This is a genomic window from Pseudoalteromonas nigrifaciens, from assembly GCF_002221505.1.
In the GTDB taxonomy this organism is placed as follows: domain Bacteria; phylum Pseudomonadota; class Gammaproteobacteria; order Enterobacterales; family Alteromonadaceae; genus Pseudoalteromonas; species Pseudoalteromonas nigrifaciens.
Window position 1 is genome coordinate 1,455,150 of record NZ_CP011036.1, and the last position, 16,631, is coordinate 1,471,780.

Below are 16,631 nucleotides of genomic sequence, written 5' to 3' on the forward strand. Positions count from 1 at the left end.
TTGTGCCTGTAATTTAGCAAACTAAAACGACTTACCAGCAAATATTATTTTACCCACCAACGTGCAATTGCCGTTTATCGGTATTAGTTGCTCAGGCCAGTTAGGGTTAGCGGCTTTTAAAAACTTTTGGCCGCTTTCAATTATTAGCTGCTTGAAGGTGGCTTCGTTGTTGTCATCTAAACGCGCTACTACGTATGAACCGTGAACGCACTCAGCCTCTGGGTCTACAAATATTAAATCACCTTCGTAAAACTTAGGCTCCATACTCACGCCATGAACTTTTAGCGCAAATGTTTGATCGCTGCACTTTACAGGGCATAAATAACGGTCTGCATCATATTCTTTTATTTCACTTATTTCAGACCATGCCCCCGCTTGTACCCAGCTTATTAATGGCACAGCCGCTTTAAGCGTAGGCCCTAATGAAACATTGCTATTGATACTCTTTTCACCGTCTTGAGTTTCACCAATACCAAACAGTAAGTATTCTGGAGTGCAGTTTAGAGCTTCCGCGAGGGCGTCTATTTTACGAGGGCGTTTTGTTTCTCCAGATTCAATATTGTGAATAGAGTTTTGTGCTAAGCCCGCCATTAGACCTAATTGCGCTTGCGTCATCCCTAACTGAACACGTTTTTTTTCTACTCTTTTACCTAAATCCATTTGTAAATTCCTAATGTAAAATCGCTTAAAGTGATAAAAGCTGATTATCTGCTTTTTATATTATTTTGTCTAATCAGTTAAATCGATATTGACATCGGTTTAACTGATGTCTATTATCGGTTTACTTGATAAATAGAGCTTGGAGGAAATATGAGCGCCGTAGAAAGAGCGATAGAAATAATTGGTGGTCAGACAAAAGCCGCCAAGTTATTAAACACAAAACAAAACATTATCTGGTACTGGCTTAATCGCCATTGCCAAGCCCCAGCGAAATACATTACCCGTATTTCAGAGCTAACAAACGGCCAAGTAACAGTAGATGAGTTACTAGCCGACCACGTTAAAACCGACAAGGAGAGCGCAGCATGAGCAACGAACAGCAAATAATTATGCTCGATATTCACCCAGACGCAAAAGCAATGTTGTTTGCACTACTGCAAGAAAACAACCAATTGCGCGCTGAGCTTGAAGAGCAAAAAGACCGCTTAGTAAACAGCGCAGAAGCCATGGAAGTTTTAGGCTGTGCCCATGCCAAGTTTTGGAAACTCAATAAAATGGCTGGGTTTCCAAAACCGGTGCAATTTGGCAAAAGCAACTACTACCGCATAAACGAGCTAATAGCATTTAGAACCAAGTACCAACAAAACGTGAATAACTAGGAGCAGGGCAATGAGCACATACCAAGTATTTAGTCGTGAAACGTTAAGCAGCTTTAAAACATTAGCAGAGCAATGCCGCTATTTATTGAGCTGCAAAATTACTACCCGCAAAGCCATATTTGGTTTTGACCCAGTATTTCAAGCGCGCGTTGGTGATTTTGACTTGCCGGTTTATTGCAATGGCGACGAGTACCAAACAATACAAAAAGCCGTTTACTGGTTAAAAACACAAGCAACTAATTACCTAAATGCAGCAACCCGTAGCCAGCAAGGAGTTAATTAATCATGGCAAACACAGCTATTAACTACCCAAACCCAGCACCATTAAAAGCAGTTGAAGGCCGCCACGTACCAAAAGGCTTGGCCGAAATAAAAGCATTAATGGGCAGTGAGCGCCACACGCCAGAATACGTGTATACCAAAGTGCTAAGCGAGCAAGAGCGCACATTAGTATGTTTTGCGGCGGGCCTAAAGCGACACCATTTAGAAAGCGGCTTTGCTAATTTTGATGCAGATACTCGCCTAAAAATTCACAAGGCTATTTTGCAAATGGAGCAATTAGTAAAAGCATTTACCGACGCTAACGCCATGGCCCCCGCTAAGTTTGTGCAACATGCACCGCGCGTTGAAGCCAATATCAACTATTCACATTTAACCATTACTAAGGCGTAACAATGAGTTCATTAAATCGCGGAACGGTACGCAATGCCGACGACTACTACATAACACCGCATTGGTTAATTGAAGATTTTTTAGCAGCGTTTAGTGAAAGTAATTGCTTTCGCTTTGATCCTGAAAATTATCCACGCGTTCTCGACCCAAGCGCCGGCGGTTGTGAAAAATACCCAATGAGCTACCCAACGGTATTAGAGCAAGAGGGTTTTAGAGTTGAAAGCTGGGATATACGTGAAGACTCACGCGCTAACTTAACAGGCGTTAACTTTTTAAACGTCCCTAGTTATGAATCACGCAAATACGACATGATCATCACCAACCCACCATTCTTCCAAGCGCAAGCGTTTGCCGAGCACGCACTTGAAATGGTTGAAGACGGCGGTTTGGTAATTATGCTGCAACGCTTAAATTGGCTAGGTAGCCAGAAGCGTAAGCCAATGTGGCAAAAACTGCCGTTAGCCGCGGTGTATGTGCATAGCAAGCGCCCAGGCTTTGACCCACAAAAACCAAGTAAAACCGATTCAACCGAATACGCTCACTTTGTATTTTGCAAAGGCTACGAGCTAGCCCCTGAGCTTTTTGTAATTTAACGCCAATAACAACACCCCCAAGGACACTAAAAAATGAACGCTATCAAAGACCAAGCTGTATCTAAAAATAAGCAATTACTACTTAATATTGTTTTACACGCTATTGAGCAAGTTAACTTTGCAATTCGCAATTTAAACAAGCGCAGCACTATTGGCATGCTAATGCAGTGCGAAGACACGTTAACCGACTTGCTGCCTATCGTAAAAATGATTGCAGACGACGACGTTAATTTTGAAAGCGTTTACAGCCAAATGAGCATTGCGTTAAGTGCAGCACAAATTGGCGGTGAGCCAATGGAAATAGAGCTGTAACAATGAGCATGTGGCCCATTGTAAGCTTTGATGTTGTAACAGCGGTTTTAACCATGGTTAAAGCCGTTGACGACATTGAACACAGAAATTTTTTAATAAGCGGCCTTGGCCGTTTTACTGCGTACAGCCAATATAAAATGGCTAAGCAATACCTTGCCAAAATTACCCCGCCTAGCAACGCCTGGTATAAAGACGAGCCTATAAACCCAAGTGAGCAAGCCCACATTTGGCTTTATAATGTGCTTAAAAATGCAGAGCACCGCATTGACGTAACCAACTTAAAAATAAGCGTGCCTGCAAAAGCCGCGCTTAAAAAAGTGCATAACAACAACATTCATAATTACATTGTTAAAGACATTGTAGAAAGCAAGCGCGCGCCAAGCATACAAGCTAGCTTTGTGCGCCAAACTGCAAAAAACATGGAGTTTGCACAAAAGCAGCGCGACGTAAAAAAGCCCCAACCTGTAGCAGCAAAGAATTTACAACAAGCGGATGGCGATCAGGTTACTAAATCTGCCATGTCGGTTATTGCTGCTATTGATGATGCAGAGCAGGTTGCTTATGTTTATAAGTGCCTAGCTGGCGTGCCCAAGCCGTTACAAATGCGTGTTGCTAAGCGTTATATTGATAAATACACCCACATTAAAAATACGGGCAAAGCCAAAGGCGAAACGCAAGAGCAATACAACGAAAGGCTAATAATTGCGAGCCGTAAAAACTACGACTTTAGCGATAAAAAAACAGCGAATAAAAAGCAAGTAATTACAGTAGCCGAAGTGCGCAAGCAAATTACCGCAAACGACTGGTTGCGCCGCACAATTACAACACTACAACCACGCCTAAAAATACTTGAGCAAATTGTTAGCAATATGCCATTGCCATGGCACATTTTAGCCAATGCCGATAAAACCAAAAAGCACGGCAATGTGCTGGCTATGCAAACGGCTGAAATGATATCTGACCTAAAAAAAGAGCAGCCAACATGGGATGCAACCGACATACACGAAAAAGTAAACGAGTTTGCAGGTCAATTTAGTATCCAACTTAAATATGCAGTTAAGGGCGTTTACTTAACCGTGCCGGATGCCGAAGTAGACCTTTTAAAAGCGCAGTGCCACAAATGGTGGTCGCGCAAGCTTAAAACTATTCGCAGCCGCTACCTAGAGCACCTAGAAATTGCAACGGGCGAAGTGGGCCGCGATTTATTTAATAGCACAGATAAAAAAGGTAATAAAAAAACAGAGCGCCGCGGTATTAGCGCCTATTGCTCAAAACAAGCAGTGGCCGAATACACCACCAACCAAGAGCGCGGCAAACGTTACCTAGAAAGCTTAGAATTAGTAAACGAGCAAAGCGATGTTATATCGCTAATGAAAGCGGTTGAGGCAGGCGTTGCCAACCCCGAAAACATGCGTAACGAGTTAATGCTACGCATTCGCGAAACCGAAGAATTAGCCGACGAAATGGGTTATACGGGCGGTTTTTATAACATTACTGCGCCTAGCCGTTTTCATGCAAACTCGCCTACGTGGGATGGGTCAACCCCAAAAGACGCTAGCCTGTATTTAAATAAGCTGTATTCGCAAGCGCGCGCTAAATTAGACCGCCTTGAAATACCGTATTTTGGTATACGGGTAGCAGAACCGCACGCCGACGGTTGCACACACTGGCACATGCTTTTGTGGATGCCAGCGCGTTACTACGACCAAGTTAATCATTTATTGCGCCGTTATTTTACCCGCGAAGACCGCGAGGTGTTTTTTCAGCGCTTTAAAAACCGCAAAGCATTACGCGCACGCTACACAAAGGCGCGCCGTATTTGGGGTTTAAATAAATCTAAAAAGGTGTACACCCGTGCACCGGTTAAAAACTACTTTCCGAGCAGCCCACGCTATACCGCTATAAAAATGCTACCTGCGCAAATTGGCAAAGATGGTAAAAAAACAGGCGGCGCAGCGGCTTATGTTGCTAAGTACGTAAGTAAGAATATTGATGGTTTTGCATTGGCAAACGAGTACGACGCAGAGACAGGAGAAAAACTAACCCAAGCAGTTAACCCGGTTAAAGCATGGGCTAGCACATGGGGCATTAGGCAATTTCAGTTTCAAAAGTCGCCATCTATTACCATTTGGCGCGAACTGCGCCGAGTGCGCGAAGAGGTGCAAGGTAACGAGCAGTTAGAGCAAATACGCCAAGCGGCCGACAAGGGCGACTTTAAAACCTTTGTTGCGCTAATGGGTGGCTTTGGCATTGGCCGCGATGCGCGCTTTAAGCCCGCTTATCAGCATACCGAGTACGGCAATCAATACGCAGAATTTACTAAAACTCTAAAGGGCGTTGAAGACACCTTTGGCCTTTGCACGCTTGTTACTCGCGTTCATACCTGGTCTAAGCAAGCTATAGGCACAGCAGCAGCAGAAAACACCGCCGTTATTGGTGGGCAGGATGCCAACAACGTCAGCGCAGCTGACCTACCTTGGACTAGTGGGAATAATCGTACGCCTTACTCAGTAGGGCATACAGACGCATTATTGCTAAATATGATCGGTTTTACTTCAAAAGAGATCATTAACGTTAAAAAGGATCTGTTAGCGGGTAAGCGGGTTAGAAATAACGGCCATATTTACTTAATTGAAGACGGCCATTTAGTGGTACTGGATGAAGCGGCGCAGCAAAAAGAGCATCGCCAACACGCTATTGACTATATAGCCAACAGCGAAGCGCAAAAACACGCCCCAACTAACGAGCAAACCGCCGCTAAATGTAAAAACAAGCTTAGCGACTTTAGCCCTGCGCAAATAAAAGAGCTAAACCAAGGCGGCAACGTGATCAGCGGCAACCGTGTTTACTACATGCAAGAGCGCGAGCTACACAGCTTTGAGCAACTAAACATGCAAGCGCCAAAATCGGCTATTAAACCAACCCCAACCGAAAAACATTTTGCATACGCTCGCGAGCTTTACGACCTAGCGCACATGTATGCAGAGCTTGACGGGCGTAACACCCCATCAAATACCCAATTTAATAAACACACGGCCGACATTATCGGCGACTTAGATTTAGCTAGATTAGTTCTAGCAGGCGAAGCCACATCAATCAGCAGTAATGATTGGTGGGCACTAGACTTAATGGCGTAGGAGAAAATATGACTATTCAAATTTCAAAAGTATTAATGCCAAAGGCATGCATTAGTTGCCAGGCATTTTGCCCAAAGGGTTTTGCAGGTGATCAGCATAGCCCGTTTGTTACAAAATTCGATAAGCCAAAGCCAAAAACCCAATACGGCCAATGCGGAAAAAATAATAACAGCGTATTTGCTACCGAAATTTGCACCGGTTATCAGCAAGAACCTAACGCCAATGTATTTACAGTAACTAACAGACCACAACCAAAACAGCGGGTGACGTTTTCAATAATTGGACAGTATTAAACGAAGACCGCCGCAATCGAGGGGTGCAGCATTTTATGTGTAAATGCGTATGCGGCACTACTCGCGTAGTACGCAAAGATAATTTAGGTCATGTCCAGGGCTGCGGTTGCGAGCGAAAAGAATATAAATTTCGCACAGGGCAAATAAAAACAACAGCAAAGCCAAGCACTAAAAAAGCGAGAATTGTTTCACCAAAAGCAGTAAGCGCACCGGCTAAAATGCCGCACCACGAAAACCAAGAACCGCGCCCGCAATACCAGCAGCGCAGCAAGTCAAAACGCGAGCTGCTAGAAGAGCGCTTAATGCAAATGCAGTTAGAAAAAGAATTAAGCGAATTATGGTGATCAATGAAACCAAACGTTAAACGTCGCAACTGGGTGTACCACTCAGTTGTAAAACACAAATCATTAAATAAAACATTAAACAAAAAGGAAACGCACTATGCACCCACAAAATAACAAACCACTAGATAAAGGCCGTGTTGCTTGTATTGCCGAAAAATACCAGCAAGGCAATGAAACCAAAAACCGTTACGCCACTTTAGGCCGAGCCACTAAATGGCCGAGCAGCAACCAAGGCGGCAGCGACAGTATTGAAATAGAACTCGACACGATGCCAATTAATCAACAAGGCCCGTTAAAACTATATATATTTTGGGAAAGCGAAAACCAACAAAGCCAAGGTTACGCGCCGCCGCAATACCAAAGCCAGCCAGCGCCGCAGTATGATCAGCAGCAATACGCGCCCCAAAATCCGGCACCACAACAATACGGCCAACAGCGCCAGTAAATAAAAAAGCTAAAAACAACTGCAGCACAGTTGTTTTTAGCTATGAAGTACTATCAATCGAGTACAGCCAAATATAACTATGTGGTACCAGAATTAAAGTTAACACCTAGTCGCATAGTTAAATTTAACTGTGTTGGCCACAATAGATAAATTTAGCTATGCAAGCAGCTAAGGAATAAAAAATGACAAACCAATCTGAACACGAAAGTTACTTAGGCGCTAAAGGTGGAAGTGGTGTTTACCAAGCAATTATTAACGTAATGGCCCCGCATGAACTTTACGGCGAATTGTTTTTAGGTACTGGCGTTATATTTAAAAAGAAAGCGCCGGCTAAATACAACGTGGTAATTGATAAATCACAAACCATGCTAGACAAGTTTAACTATGTGGTACCAGAAAATAAAATATGCGGGTGTGCAATCGAGTATTTAGAGAGTTTTAAACCATTTTGCAAAACCCAGCTTTATCTTGATCCGCCATACATGCCAGAAACCCGCACCAGTAATGCACGTTATGAACACGAAATGACAGAGGCCGATCACCAGCGCTTATTAACAGCAGCAAAAAAGCATAACCCTGATAAAGTTAAAATTATAATATCCGGTTACAGCAATCCGCTATATAACGAAATGCTAAAAGATTGGTGGCGCAAAGACTTTCAATCCATGACACGCGGCGGCGTTCGTACCGAAACTATTTGGCTGAACTATAAGCCAGGCGATGTGCATTACCACACGTTTGCAGGTGAGAACTTTACAGACAGGCAACGTATTAAGCGAAAAGCCGAGCGTTGGGCAAAAAACTTTGAAGCGTTACCGCCAGGCGAACGGCAAACAATACTCGCCGCACTATTATCAGTTGAATGAAAAAGCCCGTTTAATACGGGCTTTTTAATGCGTGCAATAAAGTAAAAATTAAAGGCCAACCAGCTCTAATTGCTGTTCGCGAGGTAGGCTTTTAATAAGCGCCGCTGCTAATTGTTGCGTGCTTTGTACCGGAGGGTTTAAGAAGTGATCGAACGATTGGGTAATACGAAACGTCGCCCCGCATTCACGAGTATTAGTACACGAACAATATAAATTTACTACGTGAGCGCTTTGCGTTTCACGCGATGTAATCGTAGCTTTAGCTTCGCAATTTGGACAAGTAACCCGCGCCATAATATTCACCAATCGTTAATAAAGTACACTGTTATTATATACAGTGCTTTTATGCATAACAAATAAGCATTTACAAATAGTAGCAATATACCTAAAATAAATTAATTATCACTTAAGTGATAAGTAATTTAAGGGTTTTAGCATGCAATATTTGTTTAAAGGGTCACAAAGCCAAGAGCGATTAGATATGCTTTTGTCGTTTGGTAAAAGTACCAGTGAAGATATAAAATCGGCGCTTAGCGATTACTTAGTTCGCGGCATTGGTAAAACAAATGCCGCGTTACTTAATGGCGTAAAAAGCCCCAACTTAACAAGAGCACTTAAGCGTCTTGAGGCCACAGCGGGGAAGGTCGAAAAAATAAAAGCGCACGATGCGCAGCATAGCAAGTTTTACGCTTTACGCGCTGGGCTCTAAATCAAAATTTAGCTGTAACTTACTGCCAATTTCAGGATCCCTTGCTACTTCATCACTCATTAATTTAATAAGCGGTTTAGTCTCGTTTTTAAAATACATGGCATCATATTTAGTCGGGTCGCCAAGGCCTGCATTGTTAGCCGGAATAATCCCCGCCAAGCCCGGCGGAAAGCGGTGGGCGTTTAATATATCTTGCGCCGATACGTTTTTAACGTTCATAAACTCGTCTTTACTTTCAAAATTACCAACGGGGATTATTTGTAAGCCTTTTTCTTTACCGTTGGGTATGTTTACAAACAACGAGCGAAAGTTACCCACGCCCTTACTGTCTTGTATTTTTTCTTTTATATCGTCTTCAACGTCGGGGTCTAAGTTCGGGTCGGTCGCATACATAATAAAACCCATGTGCGCACCGTTTAAAAAGTATTTACGGCGGAACAAAGTAGCGTCTTCATTTAATAAAGTAGCCTGCAAACCGCCTAAGTAATCGGCCAAACCATACACTTGCTGCACTGGGTCGTACTGGCGAACCCAAATAATGTCGCGCTTTTTATATTTTTTAACTTGGCTGTTTCGCTCAAGCACCACCGCGCCGCCATCACCAGCAACACGCGTGCGGTAACTAGGCAGCGGAAACAACCTTACAACTTGCCCAAATCCATTGCGTATTTTTAAAATTGCCACATCGCCAAATTGCACCAAATTTAAAAACCCCGCCTGTACTTGCTGCGCACTCATACCGCCAGACATAAAACGCCCAGCAGCCATATTTGCACGGCTGTGCACTATGCCACCGTGCTGCGCATTACGGCGGGGTAAGTTAGCTAATAAATGCCGGTCAACTGGCGGTTCCCAGTAATTATCCATATCGTTATAAAAAAGTGAGTCGTAATCGGTTAGCCACATGTCGGGCATAACTTGTTCGGGCAAGCCAAACACAACGGGCGCATTTTGCTTACCTTGCTGATCGTGCGGCTGGTCTGTTAGTTGCTCAGCGTTTTGGTTTAATTCTGCATTGTCCATCGTGATTTTCTCTTATGTGCGTGGTTAAGTGGTTCGTTAATAACAGCGTGGCTAATAGCAAAAAATACGTCTGCATGACCTATGGTGTTATCGCGGCTCGCTTTAAACGTTATGGCACCGCCCGAGTCGGTACTGGTGCGGCGTATTGAAAGGCAGCTCATAGCAATGTCTTTATGTTGGGCGTCCCACTCCAAACGGCCGCCCTCGATAAGGTCAATCATTTTAAGTACTAAGCGGGTTTTGCTGCTTACGCTGTAATGTATAGCCGTGGCTTCGCGCGGGTATAACGTGCTTATAGAGTCAAACACCCCCGCGCCAATGCCTGTTGTATCTACACCAATGTAGGTAACGCGGTATTTAGCATATATTTTTTGAATTTCGCTAACGTGGTGCGAAAAGTTCATACCGCGCCAATAGTGCTTTTCGAGTATTCTAAATTTTTCACCGGCTTTTTCGGGCGGGGCAACCACCACTAATGCAGCGTTATCGCGGGTGCGTGATGGGTCGTAACCTAACCACACCTCGCGGTTACCAAATGGCTGTACCGCATTGGGTTTGTGATCTTGCCAGCGGGTGGCGTCCACCATGGCTTTTTCAAGGTCGCTAAATTTAAATATACTGTCGGCATCGTCCACAAATATGCACATAAACAGGTTATTAAAATCATCGGCGTTGTATTCGTCGCGCAGTTCTTCAATGTCGAACAGCTCACAACCACCGCGCAAGGCATCTTCAATGGTAACTACATAGCGCCATTGTTTATCGGGGCACAGCCTGCCGTTATCGCGTAATTCTACAAAGGTAGGGAACTCAATTTCTTCGCGCTCAGCGCGGCCTTGTCGCCAATGATCACCAGTCCAAAATGTATACGCAGGGTGGGCTTTAGTAGAAGGGGTCGAAAAATACGTTTTACGCCACTTTTTGTGCGTGGCCATAGCACTGGCAAGCTTGTTTAGCTCGTTAAACTTACCAATCCAAAAATACTCATCTACATACACATGGCCGTGGTAACTTTGCGCCGTTTTACTATTTGTACTTAAAAACCGCAGCTCAGCATCACCATGTTTAGTGTGCAAAGTAATTGGGTTACCGGTTAGCTCTATTTCAAAAAATTCATGCGCAATAGCAATTATATAACTGCGAAACACCTCAGCTTGTGAGCGGCTAGCCGACAAAAATATTTGTGGGTCGCCCGTTAAAACCGCATCTTTAAACGCTTCACCCGCAAAATAGTAAGTTGCCCCAATTTGGCGGCTTTTTAAAATATTACGAATGCGTTGATGCAAGTTGTCGTGCATCGTTTTTTGGTATTCAAACAGCGAGTCGAACCAAGTACCAAAGTCATCCTCAGTTAAATGGCTAACATCGTTTTTACGCTTACGGCCTTTGCTTTTTTTACTGTCGCTACCGCTGCTTTTATTATTTTTATTGCTTGGCTGGTTGGTGCCATGGGGTTGTTCGGCTTGTGCTGCTTTTTCTTGCTGCACGCGTTGTTTTTTAAGCTTAACGTGCTTTTCTATCAGCATGTCGAGCTCTTTTATTTGGTTGCCTGTTTTATCGCTAACATCGGTAAGTATTAAAATGCGCCGTGCAATCGCTTCATCTACGTCTTCTTCGCGCAGCATATCGCGCCAATTGTATTTATCGGCCCAATAGTAAATTACACGGTTGTTTGGTAACGCCAGTTCCGCGCGTATTTCGTCGGGCGTGTGGTGGCGCAAATAAAGCCGCTTAGCGGCTTCGCGAATTTCAGAAGAGTAGGCCATTTAGTATTACAATATGCTCATAAAAATGATAACTGCGTACAGTGTATTCATTTACAACAAGCTTATAACTGCTTAAAAATACTCACGTTTCCTAAAAACCCCATATAGGAATTTGCAAAAAGCTAACTAGGTGAACACGCCTTTTTTTATGGCTATGCTGCGTTTAAATATTCAGTAACGCACACGGCAAACTAATGGCAAAGCAAACAGGTTGGGTAATTGCAGCAACAGAAGGCGCAACGGTCGACGGTCGCATTATTTCAAAAGAATGGATTAATCAAATGGCCGCATCGTATTCAGTTGACGAATACACAGCACTTATTTGGCCAGAACATTTCCGCTCAAGCTGGGGCCCAACCGAGGGCAAAAACTGGGGCCAAGTTGACGAAGTAAAAGCCGCTAAAAAAGACGGTAAATTACGCCTGCTTGTAAAAATCACCGCTAACGACTACCTACTAGCTGCCAACAAAGACGGCCAAAAGCTGTTTATGTCTATTGAGCCAAACCCCGACTACAAAAGCGAAGGCCGTTGCTACCTACAAGGTCTTGCCGTTACCGACTCGCCAGCCAGTTCAGGCACCAGCCGCCTAAAATTCTCTATTGGTGACAATGAAGCCGATCACGAATATAGCCAACTTGAAGCGCTAACACACAGTGACTTTATTACCACCAATAGCGAACCAGCTAAAGATATTCCAGCCGACAAGCAAACTAAAGCGCTAGGGCTATTTGCTCAACTATTTAGTTTATTTTCTACCGATCAGCAGCAAGCAGATCAAGAGCCAACCACCGAGGAAGAACCCATGAACAAAGAACAGTTTGATGCCCTAATGGGCAAGGTTGAAGGATTAGATGCCAAGGTGACTGACCTTGAAACTAAATTCAGCAAACCAGAAGGCGAAGAAAAAACGCCAGCCAAAGAGCCAAAAACCGAAGAGCCAGAAGGTGATAAGCCAGCAACAGGCGTAACCGCTGAGCAATTTAGCCAGCTAATGGAAAAAATGGACGGCTTTGGCAAAAAAGTAGACGGCATGCAAACCAAATTTAACGCCCTTAGCCAAGAGCAAAACGGCCAAGAGCCCGACCCAGTAGGCGGCGAAACCGTAGACCTGGTTTAACCAAACGCTTAACCACGTTTACCTTTATTAATGCATAACAGAGCGAGATAACGCATGCAATTAAATCAAATAGCCGCTGGGTTTTTAAAAACATACTCAACGCAACTAGCAAAAACATTCGGTGTTGAAGACGTAACTAAACAGTTTGCAGTAACAGCACCAATGGAAACCAAACTACGTTCCGCGCTTTTAGAGTCGGTCGAGTTCCTGCGCATGATCAGCACTATGCCAGTCGATCAGCTAAGTGGCCAAGTAGTAAAAGTAGGTAACTACGGTATCGCGACAGGTCGCAAAGCCGGTGGGCGTTTTACATCGGGTCAAGACGTTGGCGGCTTTAAATATCAGCTTACAGAAACCGATTCATGTTCAGCGCTTCCATGGGCGCTTTTGTCTGCATGGGGTAATGCCGGCAACCAAAATGAGTTCATGAAAAAAATGAACGACAACGCAACGCACCGCTTTGCACTCGACATGCTGCGCGTTGGTTTTAATGGTACATCAATCGCCGCTACATCAGACCCAGTTGCAAACCCATTGGGCGAAGATGTAAACAAAGGCTGGCATCAAATCGTTAAAGAAGAAGCGGCCGACCAAATAGTAACTGACCCTATTTACTTTAATCCAGACGCAACCGAAGCGCTTAAAGATGGTGAATACAAAACGTTAGATGCCATTGTTACCGAGCTTAAAAATACGCTTATTCACCCATCACTGCGAAACGACCCGCGCCTAGTAGTGCTAGTTGGTAGCGACTTAACGGCCACGGCGCAAACAAAGCTAATGAACCAGGCTGACAAGCCAAGCGAACGTGTGGCCGCTCAGCAAATGGATAAAAACATTGGCGGCATGCGAGCATATACGCCGCCGTTCTTCCCGGGCAAACGCATTGTAGTAACTATGCTAAGCAACTTGCATATTTATACGCAGCGCGGCACATCACACCGTAAGTCTGAAAACGTTGAAGACCGCAAGCAGTATGAAGACAAGTACTGGCGTAACGAAGGCTACGCAATTGAAGAGTTTGAAGCGTATGCAGCAATCGACGAAGCCAACATGAAAATTGGCGCCGCACCAGCAGCTTAAGCGCGACAGGTAAATGCATTGCTAGGTTAACCGCCTAGCAATTAACCCATTTATAAAAGGTAAGTGCCATGAGTGCCATTGCAAATTTTAAAAAACGCCGCCTAGCTGAAAAAGCCAAACAAGGTGAACAGCAAGTAAAGCCAACAACGGCGCTTGCGTTACTTGCAACATTGTTAGGCTGCGACGAATCAAAAGCCATTGAAACCGCGCAACAATACATTGACCAAAACATTCATTTTTTTAATGTGAACATGAGCTTTGATCCTGCAGCGCCAGGCGAAGATAAAACCGCTGTTGCAGACGTCACACTTGATGAAAGCGGCAGCATTGAAAACATTGATGTTTCAAACGTTGAACATGCAACCGACGAGCTAAACGAAAGCATTAACAGTGCAAGCAATGCGGCAGGCGACATTGAAAGCGCCGCAGATAAAGCCAGCGACGCCGCCAGCGATTTGGCCTACCAAGCCGACGATATTAACGCCGCAAATAGCGACTTAAAAGACACGGTTGAAGAGCTAAAAAAGCCGTCGGCGGCGCAAGAATCCTCCAATTCAAAGAGCAAAACCAAGCAAAAAAACAGCTCGAAAAAGTAAGCCTAACAGGCAAAGGGCAGTACGCCCCAAGCCTGCACTTACAGCTTATTGAATTAGAAGACGACCTAAAACGCTTAAAAAGCTATGTAACCCGCGCCGACAAAATCACCCACAAACGTGAGGTGTTATTGCCAAAGTGGTTACCCATTGTTGAAGACTACTTAGCAAAAAAAGGAAAGCAAAATGAAGACAACCCGATTTTCGCGTATTGCACGATTTGGATGTTTGATGTTGGCAACTTCGCTCGTGGGCTTGAGTTTGGTTTCAGAGCCATTGAGTTTAACCAGCCCATGGCTAGCAGCATTCGCCGCAAGTGGCCTGGTTTTATTGCCGACACTGTTTTTGATTGGGCGCAAACCCAAGCAGAAAAAGGCCACAGCATTGAGCCGTATTTTGGCCAAGTGTTCAGCAACGTTGCGAACCATTGGAAATTACCAGAGCAAGTTACGGCTAAGTACTACAAGTTTGCGGGCCTTGCGTTACTGCGCAGCAAAAATGGCGACATTAGCCCGTCAACCGTTGGCGACGTGCAAAGGCTACAGCAGGCCGACGGCTACTTAGCTAAAGCAGCAGAGCTACATAAGCACGCACAAGTAAAAACAGTACGAAACAAAATAGCCATGAGATTAAGAGCCATTGCCGAGCTAAACGCCCAGTAATAGCCATTACTCCCAACCCTCCAGTGCATTAGCCGAGTGTTTTAACGGGCGACCGTTAAAAAACCACTAAGACGCTAACTGCACTGAACCCAAATTATTAAGGTATGCGGTATGTCATTTGGATTTGAAGCAACAGCACAAAACAGCATTGCAATAGATGCAACCAGCGGCTGGCCAGCATTAAGTACCGGTGAATTTCGCGATCATCGCCGCATACCTGAGTTTTTTGAAGAAACCGTACTAGCAGACTCGCTCAACCGCAGCGTGCTCGAAGTACAACAACAACTGCTTAAATACATTGCGAAAGAAAACACGGACGTTGCTTTCACCCAAACAAACGGCGTGCCTAACTTTAGCCCCAGCCAGCAAAGCGTTTACCGTGGTGCCGTGTATGCACGTTCGCACTCAGATTTAATGGGGTATTTTTCATCGGTAGACCAAAAAGCCGCAGGAAATAACAAAGCCGACGATGTTGAACAACAAAACGCAATACTGGCGCAATCTAACCGTAGCATTCGTTTATTGCTTGGCCTTGGCCGCGCAGGAGTGCAATTGCTATGAGCCAAACAATTACCCAATTGCAGCAACTAACCAGCTTTTTATTGCAAAGCCTAAAAGGCGCAATACACACCAATAATTTAGACGCATGGCAAGAGCGCGGCACACTAATAATAAGCGGCGAAGACAAAGGCCAAGACGGTTACGCAGTAGCAAAGTGGAAACACACAGCGGTTATAGCAATCGAAGATTTTCCGCACCGCAAAGTAAACCCATACAACTTACTAGCAATGGTGAGTGCCTTTTTAATAGATAGCGACTGGCCACGTGACGAATACGGCCTTGATGACCCCGAAATAGACATTGACGTAGTAAGCAAAGACAACGCAACAGTGCTAATCGACGTGCAACTAATTGACGACATCGAGCTAATACCCGCCGACAACGGCCCCGTATTATTTAACGATGCACGTTATTACGTATCGCTAGCCCCAATTAGCATAGCCGAAGACGTAGACGTAAATATTAAGGGCCAATCATGAGCTTAGTGATCACCCCAAATAGTAAACAAGCACTCAGTGCAAAACAGCAATTGCAGCTATTGGCATTGCCTAGTACTAAACGCATTCGCTTACTTAAAACCCTTGGCCGATACGAGCGCAAATTAGCGCGCCAACGCATACGCGCGCAAACCACGCTAACCGGCACTAAGTTTGCCCCGCGTGCAAATGGCAAAAAAGGAAAAATGCTTAAACGCATGGGTAAAACATTAGAACCCTACGTAAAAGCCACTAATCGCTTAGAGCTAAAACATAAAAACGCCCTAACCGGACGAGTAGCCGCGCTGCAACAACAAGGCGGCAGCGAAAAAATGACCGCCGCCCGTATGGCCCGTATTCATGGCAAGCCAGATTACAAAGCACCATGCACCCGCAGCCAAGCTAAAGCGTTATCGGCCGAAGGGTACAAAGTACGTAAAACCAAAGGTAAAGGCTACCGACGCGCAACCATAAAAGAAATTATGGCAAGCCTTAATCACGGCAAAGCGACCTTAATTTTAAGCAAATTACGCGGCGAAAAATCACGTAATAGCTGGAGCATACCCGTTAAAGCCCGCCCGTTTTTAGGCGACACACCGCAAAACGTGCAAGCGCAATTAGCACAAATTTTAAACAACCTTAATAAACGAGGATAAACT

The 16,631-nt window shown here is 44.6% G+C and carries 23 protein-coding genes; 19 read left to right on the forward strand and 4 right to left on the reverse strand.

Annotated elements, in window-relative coordinates; translation table 11 throughout:
* Window positions 1-21: 21 nt before the first annotated feature.
* A complete protein-coding gene (locus PNIG_RS07095) occupies window positions 22-660 on the reverse strand; it encodes a LexA family protein (protein ID WP_089368120.1) in 639 nt (212 codons plus the stop codon).
* 150 nt (window positions 661-810) lie between these two features.
* Here PNIG_RS07095 and PNIG_RS07100 point away from each other — a divergent pair, with 150 nt between their 5' ends.
* From PNIG_RS07100 to PNIG_RS07150, 11 genes are all read left to right on the forward strand, one after another.
* Entirely contained in the window at window positions 811-1,029 is a 219-nt protein-coding gene (locus tag PNIG_RS07100) for a YdaS family helix-turn-helix protein (RefSeq protein WP_089368121.1), read from the forward strand.
* Window positions 1,026-1,319: a helix-turn-helix transcriptional regulator gene (locus tag PNIG_RS07105; protein ID WP_058373173.1), complete on the forward strand. Its 294-nt coding sequence runs from the start codon at window positions 1,026-1,028 to the stop codon at window positions 1,317-1,319. Before PNIG_RS07100 ends, PNIG_RS07105 begins: the two co-directional genes overlap by 4 nt.
* A gap of 10 nt (window positions 1,320-1,329) precedes the next feature.
* Window positions 1,330-1,602, forward strand: a complete 273-nt coding sequence (locus PNIG_RS07110; RefSeq protein ID WP_089368122.1) for a hypothetical protein — start codon at window positions 1,330-1,332, stop codon at window positions 1,600-1,602.
* A gap of 2 nt (window positions 1,603-1,604) precedes the next feature.
* The gene (locus tag PNIG_RS07115; protein ID WP_089368123.1) at window positions 1,605-1,991 is read left to right on the forward strand and encodes a hypothetical protein; all 387 of its coding nucleotides are present in this window, start codon (window positions 1,605-1,607) and stop codon (window positions 1,989-1,991) included.
* A gap of 2 nt (window positions 1,992-1,993) precedes the next feature.
* Window positions 1,994-2,584, forward strand: a complete 591-nt coding sequence (locus PNIG_RS07120) for a class I SAM-dependent methyltransferase (RefSeq protein ID WP_089368124.1) — start codon at window positions 1,994-1,996, stop codon at window positions 2,582-2,584.
* A gap of 33 nt (window positions 2,585-2,617) precedes the next feature.
* The gene (locus PNIG_RS07125; RefSeq protein WP_089368125.1) at window positions 2,618-2,896 is read left to right on the forward strand and encodes a hypothetical protein; all 279 of its coding nucleotides are present in this window, start codon (window positions 2,618-2,620) and stop codon (window positions 2,894-2,896) included.
* Between the two features lie 2 nt (window positions 2,897-2,898).
* A complete protein-coding gene (locus PNIG_RS07130; RefSeq protein ID WP_089368126.1) occupies window positions 2,899-6,033 on the forward strand; it encodes a replication endonuclease in 3,135 nt (1,044 codons plus the stop codon).
* A gap of 8 nt (window positions 6,034-6,041) precedes the next feature.
* The gene (locus PNIG_RS07135) at window positions 6,042-6,326 is read left to right on the forward strand and encodes a hypothetical protein (RefSeq protein ID WP_089368127.1); all 285 of its coding nucleotides are present in this window, start codon (window positions 6,042-6,044) and stop codon (window positions 6,324-6,326) included.
* Between the two features lie 35 nt (window positions 6,327-6,361).
* Entirely contained in the window at window positions 6,362-6,670 is a 309-nt protein-coding gene (locus PNIG_RS07140; protein ID WP_244181066.1) for a hypothetical protein, read from the forward strand.
* A gap of 97 nt (window positions 6,671-6,767) precedes the next feature.
* Complete coding sequence (locus PNIG_RS07145) at window positions 6,768-7,115, forward strand: hypothetical protein (protein WP_089368128.1); 348 nt, start codon at window positions 6,768-6,770, stop codon at window positions 7,113-7,115.
* A 182-nt stretch (window positions 7,116-7,297) separates the two neighbouring features.
* A complete protein-coding gene (locus tag PNIG_RS07150; RefSeq protein WP_089368129.1) occupies window positions 7,298-7,981 on the forward strand; it encodes a DNA adenine methylase in 684 nt (227 codons plus the stop codon).
* 48 nt (window positions 7,982-8,029) lie between these two features.
* On the opposite strand, the gene PNIG_RS07155 is transcribed toward PNIG_RS07150, so the two are convergent.
* Window positions 8,030-8,275, reverse strand: coding sequence for an ogr/Delta-like zinc finger family protein (locus PNIG_RS07155; RefSeq protein WP_089368130.1), 246 nt, complete (start codon window positions 8,273-8,275; stop codon window positions 8,030-8,032).
* 142 nt (window positions 8,276-8,417) lie between these two features.
* Here PNIG_RS07155 and PNIG_RS07160 point away from each other — a divergent pair, with 142 nt between their 5' ends.
* Window positions 8,418-8,690 (forward strand): hypothetical protein, encoded by a 273-nt coding sequence (locus PNIG_RS07160; protein ID WP_089368131.1) that lies wholly within the window; start codon window positions 8,418-8,420, stop codon window positions 8,688-8,690.
* Here the strand turns inward: PNIG_RS07160 and PNIG_RS07165 are convergent.
* Both PNIG_RS07165 and PNIG_RS07170 read right to left on the reverse strand, forming a co-directional pair.
* Window positions 8,673-9,713 (reverse strand): phage portal protein, encoded by a 1,041-nt coding sequence (locus tag PNIG_RS07165; protein WP_089368132.1) that lies wholly within the window; start codon window positions 9,711-9,713, stop codon window positions 8,673-8,675. The genes PNIG_RS07160 and PNIG_RS07165 overlap by 18 nt on opposite strands.
* A complete protein-coding gene (locus tag PNIG_RS07170) occupies window positions 9,695-11,479 on the reverse strand; it encodes a terminase large subunit domain-containing protein (RefSeq protein WP_089368133.1) in 1,785 nt (594 codons plus the stop codon). Before PNIG_RS07170 ends, PNIG_RS07165 begins: the two co-directional genes overlap by 19 nt.
* Before the next feature lie 194 nt (window positions 11,480-11,673).
* On the opposite strand from PNIG_RS07170, the gene PNIG_RS07175 reads away from it, so the two are divergent.
* The 7 genes from PNIG_RS07175 to PNIG_RS07205 all read left to right on the forward strand — a co-directional run bounded on the left by PNIG_RS07175 (window position 11,674) and on the right by PNIG_RS07205 (window position 16,628).
* Entirely contained in the window at window positions 11,674-12,597 is a 924-nt protein-coding gene (locus PNIG_RS07175; RefSeq protein ID WP_089368134.1) for a GPO family capsid scaffolding protein, read from the forward strand.
* A gap of 54 nt (window positions 12,598-12,651) precedes the next feature.
* Window positions 12,652-13,680 (forward strand): phage major capsid protein, P2 family, encoded by a 1,029-nt coding sequence (locus PNIG_RS07180; protein ID WP_089368135.1) that lies wholly within the window; start codon window positions 12,652-12,654, stop codon window positions 13,678-13,680.
* A 68-nt stretch (window positions 13,681-13,748) separates the two neighbouring features.
* The gene (locus tag PNIG_RS07185; RefSeq protein WP_089368136.1) at window positions 13,749-14,276 is read left to right on the forward strand and encodes a hypothetical protein; all 528 of its coding nucleotides are present in this window, start codon (window positions 13,749-13,751) and stop codon (window positions 14,274-14,276) included.
* Window positions 14,277-14,323: 47 nt separating this feature from the next.
* Entirely contained in the window at window positions 14,324-14,935 is a 612-nt protein-coding gene (gene gpM, locus PNIG_RS07190; protein WP_089368137.1) for a phage terminase small subunit, read from the forward strand.
* A gap of 111 nt (window positions 14,936-15,046) precedes the next feature.
* Window positions 15,047-15,496, forward strand: coding sequence for a head completion/stabilization protein (locus tag PNIG_RS07195; RefSeq protein ID WP_089368138.1), 450 nt, complete (start codon window positions 15,047-15,049; stop codon window positions 15,494-15,496).
* Window positions 15,493-15,975, forward strand: coding sequence for a phage tail protein (locus PNIG_RS07200; RefSeq protein WP_089368139.1), 483 nt, complete (start codon window positions 15,493-15,495; stop codon window positions 15,973-15,975). The genes PNIG_RS07195 and PNIG_RS07200 overlap by 4 nt, the downstream gene beginning before the upstream one ends.
* Window positions 15,972-16,628 (forward strand): phage virion morphogenesis protein, encoded by a 657-nt coding sequence (locus PNIG_RS07205; protein ID WP_089368140.1) that lies wholly within the window; start codon window positions 15,972-15,974, stop codon window positions 16,626-16,628. The genes PNIG_RS07200 and PNIG_RS07205 overlap by 4 nt, the downstream gene beginning before the upstream one ends.
* The last annotated feature ends 3 nt before the right edge of the window (window positions 16,629-16,631 follow it).

Excerpts from the sequence above, each read along its gene's own strand:
- PNIG_RS07095 (WP_089368120.1), bottom strand. The coding sequence starts at position 660 with ATGGATTTAGGTAAAAGAGTAGAAAAAAAACGTGTTCAGTTAGGGATG.
- PNIG_RS07100 (WP_089368121.1), top strand. The coding sequence starts at position 811 with ATGAGCGCCGTAGAAAGAGCGATAGAAATAATTGGTGGTCAGACAAAA.
- PNIG_RS07105 (WP_058373173.1), top strand. The coding sequence starts at position 1,026 with ATGAGCAACGAACAGCAAATAATTATGCTCGATATTCACCCAGACGCA.
- PNIG_RS07110 (WP_089368122.1), top strand. The coding sequence starts at position 1,330 with ATGAGCACATACCAAGTATTTAGTCGTGAAACGTTAAGCAGCTTTAAA.
- PNIG_RS07115 (WP_089368123.1), top strand. The coding sequence starts at position 1,605 with ATGGCAAACACAGCTATTAACTACCCAAACCCAGCACCATTAAAAGCA.
- PNIG_RS07120 (WP_089368124.1), top strand. The coding sequence starts at position 1,994 with ATGAGTTCATTAAATCGCGGAACGGTACGCAATGCCGACGACTACTAC.
- PNIG_RS07125 (WP_089368125.1), top strand. The coding sequence starts at position 2,618 with ATGAACGCTATCAAAGACCAAGCTGTATCTAAAAATAAGCAATTACTA.
- PNIG_RS07130 (WP_089368126.1), top strand. The coding sequence starts at position 2,899 with ATGAGCATGTGGCCCATTGTAAGCTTTGATGTTGTAACAGCGGTTTTA.
- PNIG_RS07135 (WP_089368127.1), top strand. The coding sequence starts at position 6,042 with ATGACTATTCAAATTTCAAAAGTATTAATGCCAAAGGCATGCATTAGT.
- PNIG_RS07140 (WP_244181066.1), top strand. The coding sequence starts at position 6,362 with ATGTGTAAATGCGTATGCGGCACTACTCGCGTAGTACGCAAAGATAAT.
- PNIG_RS07145 (WP_089368128.1), top strand. The coding sequence starts at position 6,768 with ATGCACCCACAAAATAACAAACCACTAGATAAAGGCCGTGTTGCTTGT.
- PNIG_RS07150 (WP_089368129.1), top strand. The coding sequence starts at position 7,298 with ATGACAAACCAATCTGAACACGAAAGTTACTTAGGCGCTAAAGGTGGA.
- PNIG_RS07155 (WP_089368130.1), bottom strand. The coding sequence starts at position 8,275 with ATGGCGCGGGTTACTTGTCCAAATTGCGAAGCTAAAGCTACGATTACA.
- PNIG_RS07160 (WP_089368131.1), top strand. The coding sequence starts at position 8,418 with ATGCAATATTTGTTTAAAGGGTCACAAAGCCAAGAGCGATTAGATATG.
- PNIG_RS07165 (WP_089368132.1), bottom strand. The coding sequence starts at position 9,713 with ATGGACAATGCAGAATTAAACCAAAACGCTGAGCAACTAACAGACCAG.
- PNIG_RS07170 (WP_089368133.1), bottom strand. The coding sequence starts at position 11,479 with ATGGCCTACTCTTCTGAAATTCGCGAAGCCGCTAAGCGGCTTTATTTG.
- PNIG_RS07175 (WP_089368134.1), top strand. The coding sequence starts at position 11,674 with ATGGCAAAGCAAACAGGTTGGGTAATTGCAGCAACAGAAGGCGCAACG.
- PNIG_RS07180 (WP_089368135.1), top strand. The coding sequence starts at position 12,652 with ATGCAATTAAATCAAATAGCCGCTGGGTTTTTAAAAACATACTCAACG.
- PNIG_RS07185 (WP_089368136.1), top strand. The coding sequence starts at position 13,749 with ATGAGTGCCATTGCAAATTTTAAAAAACGCCGCCTAGCTGAAAAAGCC.
- PNIG_RS07195 (WP_089368138.1), top strand. The coding sequence starts at position 15,047 with ATGTCATTTGGATTTGAAGCAACAGCACAAAACAGCATTGCAATAGAT.
- PNIG_RS07200 (WP_089368139.1), top strand. The coding sequence starts at position 15,493 with ATGAGCCAAACAATTACCCAATTGCAGCAACTAACCAGCTTTTTATTG.
- PNIG_RS07205 (WP_089368140.1), top strand. The coding sequence starts at position 15,972 with ATGAGCTTAGTGATCACCCCAAATAGTAAACAAGCACTCAGTGCAAAA.